This is a genomic window from Streptomyces sp. NPDC048506, assembly GCF_040651315.1.
Lineage (GTDB): Bacteria > Actinomycetota > Actinomycetes > Streptomycetales > Streptomycetaceae > Streptomyces.
The window spans coordinates 21,131-34,081 of record NZ_JBEZIX010000006.1 but is presented as its reverse complement, the minus strand read 5'-3'; the positions used below and the strand labels follow the sequence as shown (position 1 = coordinate 34,081).

Annotated in this window: 10 protein-coding genes and 1 pseudogene; 2 read left to right on the top strand and 9 right to left on the bottom strand. The window is 72.2% G+C overall.

From position 1 onward, the window contains the following. Positions 1-133: 133 nt before the first annotated feature. Positions 134-1,306 carry a serine hydrolase domain-containing protein gene (locus AB0C96_RS06095; RefSeq protein ID WP_362914182.1) on the top strand — a complete coding sequence of 391 codons (1,173 nt, stop codon included), beginning with the start codon at positions 134-136 and terminating at the stop codon, positions 1,304-1,306. Between the two features lie 299 nt (positions 1,307-1,605). Here the strand turns inward: AB0C96_RS06095 and AB0C96_RS06090 are convergent, their stop codons facing one another. The 7 genes from AB0C96_RS06090 to AB0C96_RS06060 form a co-directional block, all read right to left on the bottom strand. Then, positions 1,606-2,553 carry a hypothetical protein gene (locus AB0C96_RS06090; RefSeq protein ID WP_362914180.1) on the bottom strand — a complete coding sequence of 316 codons (948 nt, stop codon included), beginning with the start codon at positions 2,551-2,553 and terminating at the stop codon, positions 1,606-1,608. A gap of 167 nt (positions 2,554-2,720) precedes the next feature. Next, on the bottom strand, positions 2,721-4,556 hold the full coding sequence (locus AB0C96_RS06085; protein WP_362914179.1) for an ABC transporter permease: 1,836 nt from the start codon (positions 4,554-4,556) through the stop codon (positions 2,721-2,723). A gap of 78 nt (positions 4,557-4,634) precedes the next feature. Further along, positions 4,635-5,414 carry an ABC transporter ATP-binding protein gene (locus AB0C96_RS06080; RefSeq protein ID WP_362914177.1) on the bottom strand — a complete coding sequence of 260 codons (780 nt, stop codon included), beginning with the start codon at positions 5,412-5,414 and terminating at the stop codon, positions 4,635-4,637. Positions 5,415-5,795: 381 nt separating this feature from the next. After that, positions 5,796-6,482 (bottom strand): response regulator transcription factor, encoded by a 687-nt coding sequence (locus tag AB0C96_RS06075; protein ID WP_362914175.1) that lies wholly within the window; start codon positions 6,480-6,482, stop codon positions 5,796-5,798. Then, positions 6,479-8,233, bottom strand: a complete 1,755-nt coding sequence (locus tag AB0C96_RS06070; protein ID WP_362914173.1) for a histidine kinase — start codon at positions 8,231-8,233, stop codon at positions 6,479-6,481. The genes AB0C96_RS06075 and AB0C96_RS06070 overlap by 4 nt, the downstream gene beginning before the upstream one ends. Positions 8,234-8,454: 221 nt before the next feature. Beyond that, positions 8,455-9,135: a DUF4232 domain-containing protein gene (locus AB0C96_RS06065; RefSeq protein WP_362914171.1), complete on the bottom strand. Its 681-nt coding sequence runs from the start codon at positions 9,133-9,135 to the stop codon at positions 8,455-8,457. Positions 9,136-9,361: 226 nt separating this feature from the next. Next, positions 9,362-10,288, bottom strand: coding sequence for an MBL fold metallo-hydrolase (locus tag AB0C96_RS06060; protein ID WP_362914169.1), 927 nt, complete (start codon positions 10,286-10,288; stop codon positions 9,362-9,364). A 103-nt stretch (positions 10,289-10,391) separates the two neighbouring features. Between AB0C96_RS06060 and AB0C96_RS06055 the strand changes: the two genes are divergently transcribed. Then, on the top strand, positions 10,392-11,318 hold the full coding sequence (locus AB0C96_RS06055; RefSeq protein WP_362914167.1) for an AraC family transcriptional regulator: 927 nt from the start codon (positions 10,392-10,394) through the stop codon (positions 11,316-11,318). 42 nt (positions 11,319-11,360) lie between these two features. Here AB0C96_RS06055 and AB0C96_RS06050 read toward each other — a convergent pair. Together AB0C96_RS06050 and AB0C96_RS06045 are read right to left on the bottom strand one after the other, a co-directional pair. Next, a pseudogene (locus AB0C96_RS06050) lies at positions 11,361-11,829 on the bottom strand (alpha/beta fold hydrolase); the annotation flags it as partial. Positions 11,830-11,848: 19 nt separating this feature from the next. After that, positions 11,849-12,928, bottom strand: a complete 1,080-nt coding sequence (locus tag AB0C96_RS06045; RefSeq protein ID WP_362914165.1) for a rod shape-determining protein — start codon at positions 12,926-12,928, stop codon at positions 11,849-11,851. Between the last annotated feature and the right edge of the window lie 23 nt (positions 12,929-12,951).

Below are 12,951 nucleotides of genomic sequence, written 5' to 3'. Positions count from 1 at the left end.
CTCGGGGGCGTCTCGGGGGCTGCTCGGGGGCTGCTCGGGGTGATCCCCGATGGCAACTGGGGTCAGAGCAGACAGAGTTGGCAGTGGTTCACCGTTTCCTGGCTCTGTGGCCACCATCGTTGGGAGCAGCCCGATGCACCACCGTCCTTCCGTGCTCCGCCGCCTGGCCGTGGCCGGCGTCGCACTCGCCGCGATCGCAGCGGGGGCGTGCGGTCCCGCCGTGATGGCGTCTGCCGCGGTTCCGCAACGGGCAGTTGTCGCCGCCTCGTTCGACCCTGCACCGGTACGGGATCTGCTCGCCCGTCTGCCCGATCCCGTTGTCGCCGGTGCACTGGTCAGGGTGGCGGGAGAGGGCCAGGCGGTGCCGTGGGCCGGAACCGCGGGGGAGGTGTCCCGCGACGCTCACTTCCGCATCGGCAGCGTGACGAAGATCTTCACCAGCACGGTCGTGCTCCAGCTGGCCGCCGAGCACCGGATCGCCATCGACGCGCCCGTCCGGCGCTATCTGCCCGACCTGATCCCGGCCACATACGGCACCGTCACCGTGCGCGAGCTCCTGGACCACACCAGCGGCCTGCCGGCTCCGGCCGGCATACCCGGGCCCGCCGACGGGCCCGGTTGGTGGCGCAAGAGCGTGTCGCCGCAGGACGTGGTGCGCAAGGCGTTCGCGGCCGCCGAGAACCATGGGGCGCGGCAGTTGCCCAAGCCGGGCAGTGTCCAGCAGTACAACGGGGTCAACACATTCGTCCTCGGCCTGCTGGTCGAAAAGGTGACCGGCCGAACCGTCGACGACGAACTCACCCGCCGCATCATCCGGCCGCTGGGACTGCACAACACCAGCCTCCCCTCGTCGGACGACATGTCCGTCCCGACACCGCACGCCCGGGTATACGTCGGTACGGACGAGGTGACCGAGCAGAGCCCCTGGGCATGGGCCGAGGGCGGAATGATCTCCACCGCCGCTGACCTCGACCGGTTCATAACCGCCCTGCTCCGCGGCCGGCTCCTCCCGCCCGCCCAGCAGAAGCTGGTGTTCACCGTGCCCGATGTGCCCAGCGCGCCGACCAACACGAACTGCATCAACAAGACGAGTTGCTTCAGCGTCGGCGGCCTGATGCGGGTCACGCTCGACAACGGGGTCACCGTGTGGGGCAAGACCGGCTCACTGCCCGGGTGGACCAATGGCGTCTTCGCCACCCGCGATCTGAAACGCCGCGTGGCCTACTCCCTCAACCCCACCGGCACCGCTTCCGAACGGCCCTATGTCTTGGCCGTCATCAACTCCGCCTTCGCGAGCGCCGGCTGAGACACCAAGGGCTGCCTGAACGAAGGCGCGTCGGGGGCCACCCGGCGGTCCCAATCCCTGGAGATCGCAGGGTGACCCCCTGATCGCAGGGTGACCCCCTGATCGCAGGGTGACCCGTGATCGCAGGGTGGCCCCGTGATCGCAGGGTGGCCCCGTGATCGCAGGGTGGCCCCATGTGCCCTATGCCCTATGCCCTATGCCCTATGCCCTATGCCCTATGGGGCATGGTCCATGGCACTTGGGCATCCGACGCAGGGGCGCGGGGCCACCCGTGGTTGAGGGCCTGGGGCGCTGTGCTGCTACCCCTGGCGCTTGACCCAGGTGATCGGAGCGGGGTTGCTGGGTGCCTGGATCATGACGCGTGCCGGAATGAGGACCATCTTCTGCTTCCGGTCCCCGTCGCCGTTGGTGAAGTCGAGCTTGTAGACGATGTACCCGAGGTACGAACCGCCGTTGACGCGTCCCTCAAGCCGCCCGGACACGCCGTCCGGGATGTCGACATCGGTGGTCTGCTCGGTCAGGCTCGTCCACTTGTTGGTGGTGGTGGTCGACTCGCTGTAGCTGAAGTTGACCTCCCCGCCGGGACTCGTGCCGCCCGTGCTGCCCGGGGGCACCAGCGTTGCGCTGACCTTTCCGCCGACGGACCAGCCACTGGTCTGGCTGGTGTCCTGGCCGACCATGGCCTGGGTCTTGTAGGTGAGCTTCGCCTTGCCCATCACCGCAGCGGTGGTCTGCACGGTCGGGTACGCCTTGTCGAGCACGCCGACGAAACCGCAGGGCATCGGGTCGCCGCCGGGGTTGTGACTGGGCTGGCCGCACATGGACTTGGCGTCCCAGTTGCTCAGCCACGGCTCCTTGTCGTCGCCGCTGCGCCGGCGGATGTCGGGGCCCTCGGTGGGGACGGACGGGGGGAGGTCGAATCCGCTGCCCAGCTTGGACGGGACGTCCTGGAGCGCCTGGTCGTGCGGGTAGACCTTCTCGACGTCGTCGAGCTTGACCTCCTGCGCGTCCTGACCGCTGGCCGGGTAGCCCTTGATGGCTTCCTGCTGGTTCAGGGGCGTGCTCTGGCTGAGGAAGCCGAAGACCTGCTGTTCGGTCGTGAAGAAGGTGTTGCCGTCGTCAGCGCGGGCCGGGGTGGGGGAGCCGATCAGCGATATGCCGGTGAGGGCGGCGGTGGCGAGTGCGCCCGCCATCAGACTGCCCCTTTGTGGGCCGCGACGAGCAGAGGTGGTGCACAGTGTGGACACGCGGATCTCCTTGACTTGTCGGGAACTTCTGGCCGGGCGTCGACCGCCGGTCGGCCGCGCCGCTCTTCAGAGGGCTTTGGGGGGATGTTCGGGGGCTCCCCTCGCGGGCTCTTCGGGAAGGGGCCTTTCGGGGGGGGCTCCTCGGGGGCGGCTCCCCTCACGGGCGCTCAACTCGGCTGAATCGATCGCAGCATGTTCAGGCGGGCTGCCCTGCGGGCCGGCCAGATGGCGGCCAGGGCGCCGATCATCAGGGCCAGGATCAGGAAGGTGCCCAGCCTTCCCCACGGCAGGACCATCGTGTACTCGTGCATCGAGCTGGTGGTCAGGCCGCCCGCGGCCCAGGCCAGGAAGATGCCCGTGCCGATTCCGAGGACCGCGCCGAACAGTGAGATGACCACCGACTCCAGCCGGACCATCTGCCGGACCCCGGAGCGGTCGAGTCCGATGGCCCGCAGCATCCCGATCTCCCGGGTGCGTTCGAAGACCGACATGGCCAGGGTGTTGACGACGCCGAGCACCGCGATGACGACGGCCATGCCGAGCAGCCCGTACAACATGCTGAGGACCGTGGTGACCGACTCGTTGTTGTCCTTGACCAGCTGCTCCTGGGTGCGGACCTTCAACAGCGGGCTGTCACCGAGCGCGGCGCGGATCTTGCGCTCAAGGCCGGCTGCCTCGCCGGGCTCGGCCTTGACCAGCAGGTTGTCGAACTGCTTCGTCGCGGAGTACGGGAGCACGTCGGCGCGCGTGCCCAGCGCCTCGTCGACGGTGCGGGTCCGGGCGTAGATGGCGACGATCGTCAGCTTCCGCTTCGCGGCCCTGTCGCGGCCCATGCCGCCGCCGATCTCGGCGTCGAGGGTGGTGCCGACCCGGAGCCCGGCCCGCTCGGCGAACTCGTCGGAGACCGCGATCCTGCCGGGGCCGATGTCGTGCAGCGAGCCGGCGCGGAAGTCGAGCCGTGCGACCCTGCCGAACGCCTCCGGGTCGGTGCCGGTGATGACGGCGTACTCGCCGTGGGTGCCGAGCTGCGCCGTGGTGACGGGGGCGGCCGCGGCGACCCCGGGTACCCGGGCGACCTTCCCGGCGGCATCCGCGTCGAGGCCGCGGGCGGTGCTGTAGTTGACCTTGTAGTCGGCGGTCAGGCCCTGGGTGGCCTCCGCGGCCATGGCGTGCTGGGCGGAGTGGGCGCCGACGGTCAGACCGGTGATCAGGGCGAGCCCGACCATCAGGGCGGATGCGGTGGCGGCGGTGCGGCGCGGGTTGCGCAGCGCGTTCTGTCGGGCCAGCTTGCCGGCGACGCCGAAGAGGCGGGTGGTGGCCTTGCCGGCCAGGGTGATCAGCGGCCGGGAGAGCAGCGGGGCCAGCACGATCACGCCGCCGAGCGTCAGTGCGCCGCCGAGCATCGCGGCCATCAGGTTCGACTCGTTGCTGGTCCGGAGCGTGGAGACGTACAGCATCACCGACACCCCGGCCCCGGTGAGCAGGGTGCCGAGCATGTTGCGGACCCTCAGGGCGCGGGCCGGCGGGGCCTGGTCGACGCTGCCGAGCGCCGCCACGGGGGCGATCCTCGCGGCCCTGCGGGACGGCAGCCAGGCGGCCAGGACGGTGACGACGACGCCGACCGCGAGCGAGGCCAGCGGGGCCGCGGGCGTGATGACCAGCGGTCCGTCGGTGGGGCGCACCGACGCGACGCCGGGCAGTCGGCGGATCTTCCGGGCCAGCGCGGTGTCGAGGGCGGTGGTCGGCGCGCCGTCCTCGCCGCCCGCCGGATCGGGGGCGGCCGGGTCGGGGGCAGCCGGGTCGGTGGCGGTGGCTTCGGCCGCCCGCACCGAGACGGCGACGCCCTTGAGGCTCTGGGCTGCGGCGTTGCGCAGGGCGTTCGCGGTGGTGTCGGCGAAGACGAGGGTGCCGGAGACGAAGGCGACGCCGAGCAGGACCGCGAGCACGGTCATGATCAATCGGGCTTTGTGCGCAAGGACGTTGCGCAGGGCGGTACGCAGCATGGTGATCGGTTCAGTCCTGAGTGCGAGGTGGCGGAGCGCGGAGACGGGGTGCGGGGCCGTGGGCGGCTGCGGACCGTCTCAGCTCGTCCGCTCCTTGGTGTCGAAGAGCCGCATGCGGTCCAGCACGGTCTCGGGGGTGGGAGCGGGCAGTTCGTCGGTGACGCGTCCGTCGGCGAGGAAGACCACCCGGTCCGCGGAGGAAGCGGCCACCGGGTCGTGCGTGACCATCACCACCGTCTGCCCCAACTCGCGTACCGAATCCCGCAGAAAGCCGAGGATCTCCGCGCCGGAGCGGGAGTCGAGGTTGCCGGTCGGCTCGTCCGCGAAGACGATCTCCGGGCGCCCGGCCAGTGCCCGGGCCACGGCGACCCGCTGTTGCTGGCCGCCGGACAGCTCCGACGGGCGGTGCCGCAGCCGCCCGGCCAGGCCGACCGTCCCCACGATCAGCTCCAGCCACTCCTGGTCGGGCTTTCGGCCGGCGATGTCCAGCGGCAGCGTGATGTTCTCCAGGGCGTTCAGCGTGGGCAGCAGGTTGAACGCCTGGAAGACGAAACCGATCTTCTCCCGCCGCAGCCTGGTCAACTGGCGGTCATTCAGCCCGGACAGCTCGGTGTCACCGATCCGGGCAGACCCACCGGACAGCGCGTCGAGCCCCGCCATGCAGTGCATCAGCGTCGACTTGCCGGAACCGGACGGCCCCATGATCGCGGTGAACCGGCCGCGTCCGAACTCCACGGTCACCGAGTCGAGGGCGACGACGCGGGTCTCGCCCTCGCCGTAGACCTTGGTCAGGCCCGTCGCGCGGGCGGCGGCGGAGGGGGCGCGGAGGCGGGTGGTGGCGGTGGCGTGCTGCGACATGGGTGCTCCTGGGAGGGGTGCGAAGCTCCCGACCATCGTGGCCGCGGCACCCCCCGAATCCGTCGCCCTCAGGTCGTGACTGCGGCGCCTGCCGATCGGCAGAAACCGCCGCTGCCGCGTCCCCCTCACGGACCACGCTCCCTCTACCCGACGACAGAGACGCCGGCCCTCCCCGACCCTTCCCGGCCCTCCCCGAAGAGCGAGCAGGCGGGCCCGGCCGGGTGCGTCAGTCCACAAGCCCGGGCAGGTGCTTTGGGCCCAGGAGCCCACGAGGCCGGCCAGGTCCTTTGGCTCAGCAGCCCACGAAGCCGGCCAGGTCCTTTGGCTCAGCAGCCCACGATTCCGCCCTGGTGCGTCAGTCCACGCGCCCGGCCGGATGTGTCAGCCCATCAGCCCGGCCTGGTGCGCCAGCAGCCCCACCTGCACCCGGCTGCCGCACCCCGTCTTCTCCAGGATCGACCGGACGTGACTCTTGACCGTCCCCACGCCGATGCCGAGCCGCCTGCCGATCTCCGGGTTCGAGAGCCCCTCCCCCAGCAGGACCAGCACCTCCCGCTCCCGCCCCGTCAGCCCCACCACCCGGCTCTCCGGGGCGGCGGCCCCGCCGCCCCTCAGCATCCGCCGGATCACGGCCCCGGTGACGCCCGGCGAGAGCACGGCATCCCCTCCGGCCGCCGCCCGCACCGCGCGGATCAGCTCCTGCGGCCCCTCGTCCTTCAGTAGGAAGCCGGTGGCACCCGCCCTCAGCGCCCGGGTGACGTTCTCGTCGTCGCCGAAGGTGGTGAGCATGACCACCTGCGGCGTGGGATCGAGCGCGATCAGCGGTGCCACGGCCGCCAGTCCGTCGAGCACGGGCATACGGATGTCGAGGAGCACCACATCGGGCCGGCACTCGGCGGCGAGCCGGACGGCCTCGGCCCCGTTGACCGCCTCGCCCACCACCTCGATGCCCCCGGCGTTCCGGAGGATCAGCCCGATGCCGTGCCGGATCATCTCCTCGTCGTCGGCGAGCAGCACCCGGGTCGCGGAAACCGCCCCGAGGCCCGGGGAGTTGGCCTGGTCAGTCATGTGTCCCTCTCCTGTGTCCCTCTCCCGCGGGGCGGTTCGGTCGCCTTCTCGGTGACCATCGGAACGGTGAAACGGTCGATCGAGATCAACAGGTCGGACCGGAAGCAGTAGCGGACGAGCTCCAGCCGCCCGGCCTTGACCGTCCCGGCCCCCCACGGGTAGATGCAGTCCGTGGCGGAGGCCGGCCGCGGTGGCTCACGCCCGGCGGCGGCCGCGCGCGTCGCGGGGTCGTCGCCGGCCACGTTCCGCTCCACCTGCTCCCGCGTCATCCCCAGCCGGGGCTTTTCGGGGCTCCGGTAGTCGGGGGGCTGCGCGTTGACCACCAGCAGGACCGCGAACAGCATCATCACGCCCACCCCCGCCAGGCCGAGCAGCCCGGTGACGGCGCCGGCAATGCGCCGCTGGAGGGCGGACAGCCCGCTGCCGGGCTCCTCGGCGACGCCGGCCGACCCGTTGCCGTCCTGCGCCGCATCCGCCGTCTCCGCGCCGGGGTCGGGGTCGAGGTCGGCATCGGGATCGGGGTCAGCGGGGATGTCAGCCACCACGGCGAAGCCGCCGCCCGGCGTCCGCCCCGCCTCCAGACCACCGCCGAGCAGCGCCACCCGCTCCCGCAGTCCGGTCAGCCCGCGCCCGGTGCCGAGCCCGGTCGTGGTCGCGCACGGCACGGGCGGCACGTCGTTGCGCACCTGGACGAGCACCTGCTCGTCGGTGTGTCGAACGGCCACGGTCACATCGGCCCCGGTCGCGTACCGGTGGACGTTGGTGAGCGCCTCGCGCACCACTCGGTGGACCGCCCGCCGTACCCGGGCGGTCCGGGCGTCGAGGTCGGCCCCCTCCCAGGACAGCTCGACGGGGATGCCGCCGGCGCGCGACTCCTCGACCAGCGCCTCGATGTCCGCGCGGGTGCCGGTGGCGTCGGTGAGTGCGTCGGTACCGGTGTCCCGGCCCAGCGGGCCCAGTACCCCCAGCACCTCCCGCAGCTCGCGCATCGCGTCACGGGCGGCAGTGCCCACCACGGCGGCCACGCCCTGTAGCCGGGGCGCCTCGTTGCGCAGCACCATCTCCAGCCCGCCCGCGTGCAGCGAGACCAGGCTCAGCCGGTGCCCGACCAGATCGTGCATCTCCGCGGCGATCCGCGACCGCTCACGCACACGCGCCTCGCTGTCCGCGAGCCGGCGCGCCTCCTCCGCGGCGGCGGTCCGCTCCCGCAACGCCCGCACCAGCCGGTCCTGCTGCCCTCCGGCCGTGCCCGCCAGCCCCGGCACCACAACCGTGGTCACCGCGAGCACCGCGCCCAGCACAAGACCGAACGACCAACTGCCCGGCCCCAGCACGGGAGTGAACACCGCACACGTCACCATCGCCGCGGCAGCCGCCGCCAGCAGCAGGCCCACGCCCCGCCGCTGCGTCCCCCTCTGCCGGGCCGCGGTGTGGGCCGCCACCGCGGTCAGCAACGCCGCCGCGGGCACCACCCCCATCAGCGCCGCGAGCCCGACCACCGCTGCCACCGGGAACCGGCGCCGCACCAGCACCAGCCCGATACCGACGAGCCCCACGGCCACCACCGCCGCCCAGCCCACCCTCAGCCGGGGGTCGATCCCCGACTCGCCCGTGTAGGTCAGCAGCACCAGCGCCCCGCCCAGGACCGCCTCACCCACCGCCCGCCACAGCCGCTGTCCCCGCTCCCCGGGCCCGGCGAAGGGGCTTCGGGACAGGAGGTCCTCGACGGCTGGTGGTGCACTGGACGGCATACGCCGATTATCAGGGGCACCGCACGGCGCTTCCTTGCACCGTGGGGACGACCCGCCTCTCCCCGAGGAGAAAGGCAGCCGTTCGTGCCCGGAGCCGTCCCGCTTCCTCCCCGCCGGCCGGCGACCCGGTGCGGATCCTGCCGACAGCCGCGTGGTGACCGACTTCAGGGCAACCGAAGGTCCCGACCGGCATTCCGGTCGGGACCCTCGTCGTCCGGGCGTCAGTCCGCGGCCCCGGGCGCCACCGTCGTCACGTCGAACTGCCCGCCGCACACCCGCAGCCCGCCGCTGGCGGTGGTCATCGCGTCCTTGGAGCCGGGCGGGTAGACGTGGACCAGCTGCGGCCTGGACCAGCACGGGGTGTCCGAGACGCCGTCGTTGACCGTGTGCAGAACGGCGTGCGCGCTCTGTCCCGGCCGTAGGCGGACGGCGCCGCCCGCGGCGCCCGAGCGGGTGGCGGGCTTGCCGACGGTCGAGCCGTCACGCAGCATCAGCGAGACCCCGGGGAAGCCGCGCAGCGAACAGGTCGTCCTGCCCTTGTTGGTGAAGACCAGCGGTATGTGGATGTTGCCCGCGCCGATGTCCGTGCGGCCCAGCCGCAGCGACATCGCGTCCGCGGTGCAGCGGTCCGAGGTGGCCGTCGTCGAGGTGTGGGCCCGGGCGGCGCTCGGCACGTCGGTCGCCGAGCCGTTGGCGGACTTCGCCCCGGCGCCGGACGGGGAGCCGGCGGCCCCGGCGGAGCCCCCCTGGCCGGTGGCCGCGGCCGGCGCGGCGACCGACGAGGAGTGGGCGGCGGAGTCCTTCCCGCTCTGGCAGGCGGACAGCGCGAACGCGGTGACGGCGATCAGCGATCCGGCGGCCACCCGGCGGCCGCGGCGGAGGGTCTTGGCGGCGAGCGACATCCTTCGGTCTCCCTCGTCTGGTGGTGCCCGCCCATCCGGGATGGGCGGGCACGGTCGGTCCGTTGTGCCTCCAGCGTGGTCCGGGGCGCTGCCGGTCGGCTAATGAGGCACTAACGCACCGCTAACGCCGCCACGCATCGGGCCCGTACCGCCGCCGGTTGTCGGGGCCCTCCGATCGTCACCAGGCCCGCGCGTCCCCCTCCCCTCCCCGGGAAGCGCCGCGTGGCTACATGGCCAGGGTCGCCCACAGCCCGAGGGTGAACCCCTGGCCCTCCTTGCGGACTTCGACGGCGCCCGCTCCGCCGAAGTGCGCGGGGACGACCAGTTCGCGGGCGGCGGCGGCCCGTTCGAGGATCCGACGGCGGCTGGCCGCCGCTTGTACGGGGTCGAGGCAGAAGCAGCTGTTCCAGCCGGGCTGGAGGATCTGCACCGGGCTGTGCAGCAGATCGCCGACGAAGATCACCCGGTCACCCGCCGAATCGAGCCGGAGCACGGAGGATCCCGGGGTGTGGCCGGGTGCCGACTCCAGGGTGAGGTGTTCGTCGATGCGGTGGGAGCCGTCCCACAGCACGGCCTGGCCGAAGCGGTGGACCGGCGCGATGCTGTCCTCGTAGATCAGCCGGTCGTCCTCGCGCGCACCGTTGCCGTAGGCGTTGTCCGGGCCGTAGTGGAAGTCGTCGGCGGCCGGAATGAGGTACTGGGCGTTGGGGAACGTCGGTACCCAGTCTCCGTCGACACCGAGGGTGTTCCAGCCGACGTGATCACCGTGGAGATGGGTGTTGACGACGACGTCGACCTGCTGCGGTTCGACGCCGGCCTGTGCCAGCAGCTCGAGGAAGTTGCCCTGCCACTGGTGGAAGTGAGGAGAGTCGGGTCGCTCGCGCCCGTTGCCGACCGAGGTGTCGACCAGGACGGTTCGCCCGCCGCTGCGCAACACCCAGGTCTGGAGTGCGACCACCGCCTGGTCGCTGCCCGGGTCCCAGTGGTCCGGCGCCAGCCAGTCCTCGTTGTCCGTCCAGACCTCGGTGGTCGACTCCGGGACGAGGGTGCGGGCCGGCGCGAACGGCACCTGCAACTCGACGACCCGGGTGACCTCGACGTCCCCCCACACGAAGGTCTGGACGTTCTTGCTCCAGGAATTGTCGCTGTTCATGTCCGCAACCCTAGGAAGCCTCGACAGAGCCTCTCAATGCCCATCAGGCTCAACGCAATACGTATGCGGCTCACTTCACCGCGGTTCGGGATAACCTGACGCGGTGGATGTCGTCAGTGACGCGATCGCGGCCGTGCGTATCGGACAGCCCTCCTCTAACCGGGTGCGGGGCAGCGGCAGCTGGTGCACGCGGCTCGCTCCCTACGACGGTGCGGGCTTCCATGTCGTCCTGAAGGGCGGCTGCTGGCTGCTACCCGACGGCGGCGCCCCGGTCTCGCTCAGGACCGGAGACGCGGTGCTGCTGCCGCACGGCACGGGACATGTGCTCGCCGACTCCCCCGCCGATCCGGCGACCGTACGGCACGCGGTGCCGTTCGAGCCCTGGCTGGCGGAGCGGTGGCCGCACGAGCCACCGGCGGCCCACGACGAAGTGGAGATGCTCTGCGGCAAGTACCGGCTCGACCGCAGCCGCGCCCACCCGCTCATGACGGAGCTGCCGAAGGTCGTCCATCTACCGCACCGGGTGGGCAGCCACCCCGAACTCCGGGCCGCCATCGACCTGTTGGGCCGTGAGCTGGACGCGCGCCGGCCCGGGTCGTGCATCGCGGTCCCCAGCCTGCTCGACCTCTTCTTCGTCTACATGATCCGTTCCTGGATGGCCGAGGGTGCGGCCGGTGTGTGGCCGGCCGTACTGAGCGATCCCGTGACGACCGCCGCCCTGCGGGCGCTGCACTCGGACCCGGCCGCGGCATGGACCATCGACCGCCTGGCCGCCGAGGCAGGTGTCTCCCGCCCGACCCTGACCCGCCGCTTCACCGGCCTGGTGGGCCGCCCCCCGATGACGTACCTCACCTGGTGGCGTCTGACGCTCGCCGCCACCCTGCTCCGCGACACCGACGAGCCCCTGGCCGCCATCGCCCGCCGCGTCGGCTACGGGACTCCCTACGCCCTCTCCCACGCCTTCAAAAGGGAGTTCGGAGCCACCCCGGGGCGTTACCGCGCAGAGACCGCGCAGCGGTCCGAGGACTGAGGGCCGCAGCGACGGTGTGCCCCGGTCCGCGCGTCAGGCGCGTCAGTCCGTTGTGGTGGTGGCCGGGTGGGGGAGTGTGTCCAGCCAGTCGAGCAGGAGGCGGTTGACCTCCTCGGGGCGCTCCTGCTGGACCCAGTGGCCGCAGCCGTCGAGGATGTGGGCGCCGGACAGGGCGGGGAGCGTGGCGGGGAACGCCTTGACGGCGTCGGCCATCCAGGTGGTGGGGGCGTCGTGTTCGCCGCCGATGAAGAGCGAGGGTCGGGTGATCGGGGCGCCGCGCCAGGCGGCCAGGTCCTCCCAGTCGCGGTCGACGTTGCACGCTCGGCAGCGCGACGGCGGTGAAGAGGTCGGGCCGTAGCAGCGCCGAGTGGGCGGCGATGGGCGAGCCCCAGTCGTGGCCCACGACGATCGCGGTCTCCTCACCGAGGGCGCGCAACACCCCGACGTTGTCGGCGACATGGGCCAGCATCCGGTAGGCCGCGACGTCCCGCGGCTTCGACGAGCGGCCGTAGAGTCCTGCCGCCGCACCACTACAACCGCACGGCCCTCCGCGGCTGTTCCTTCGCTCCCGTCAACAGCCCGTGCAGCGTGGCGAATTCGTCGACGCACTTGGCGGTGCCGTTGACCACGCAGTCCAGGGGCTGGTCGGCGACCATCACGGGCACGCCCATCTCCTGGCGCAGCCGCCGGTCCAGGCCGCGCAGCAGGGCGCCGCCGCCGGTGAGGGCGATGCCGCGCTCGATGATGTCGCCGGAGAGTTCCGGGGGGCAGGCGTCGAGGGTGCGGTGGACGGCCTGGACGATCGCCTCGACCGGTTCGGCGAGGGCGTCGCGGACCTCCTCCTCGGTGATCTCCTGGGTCCGGGGCAGACCGCTGATGTGGTCGCGGCCGCGGACGGTGTAGGAGTCGCGGCGTTCCGGTTCACCGTCCTCGCCGGCGTCGACGGGCGTCCAGGCCGCCGACCCGATGGCGATCTTGATGTCCTCGGCGGTGCGCTCGCCGATCGCCAGGGAGTGCTTCTTCTTGACGTAGCCGGTGATGGCGGCGTCCAGGGCGTCACCGGCGACCCGTACGGACTGGGCGGTCACCAGGCCGCCCATGGAGACCACGGCGACCTCGGTCGTGCCGCCGCCGATGTCCACCACCATGCAGCCGACCGGTTCGTCCACCGGGAGGCCGGCGCCGATCGCGGCGGCCATCGGCTCCTCTATCAGGTGCACCTCGCGGGCGCCGGCGCCGCGGGCGGAGTCGATCACCGCACGCCGTTCGACACCGGTGATGCCGGAGGGGACGCAGATGACCACCCGCGGCCGGCTGAAGCGTCGGCTGGGCAGGGCCTTCTTCATCAGGGCGCGCAGCATCTGCTCGGCGGCCTCGAAGTCGGCGATCACGCCCTCCCTCAGGGGGCGCATCGCGGTGATCCCGGACGGCGTGCGACCGATGGTCCGTTTGGCCTCCAGGCCCACGGCGATGACCTCGCCGGAGGCGTTGACCGCGACGACCGACGGCTCGTTCAGCACCACGCCCTTGCCGCGGGCGTACACCAGGGTGTTGGCGGTGCCGAGGTCGATGCCTATGTCGTACGTACCGGACGAAGTGCTGGACGCCATGGGGAGTTCGTGTGCTCTCTCGC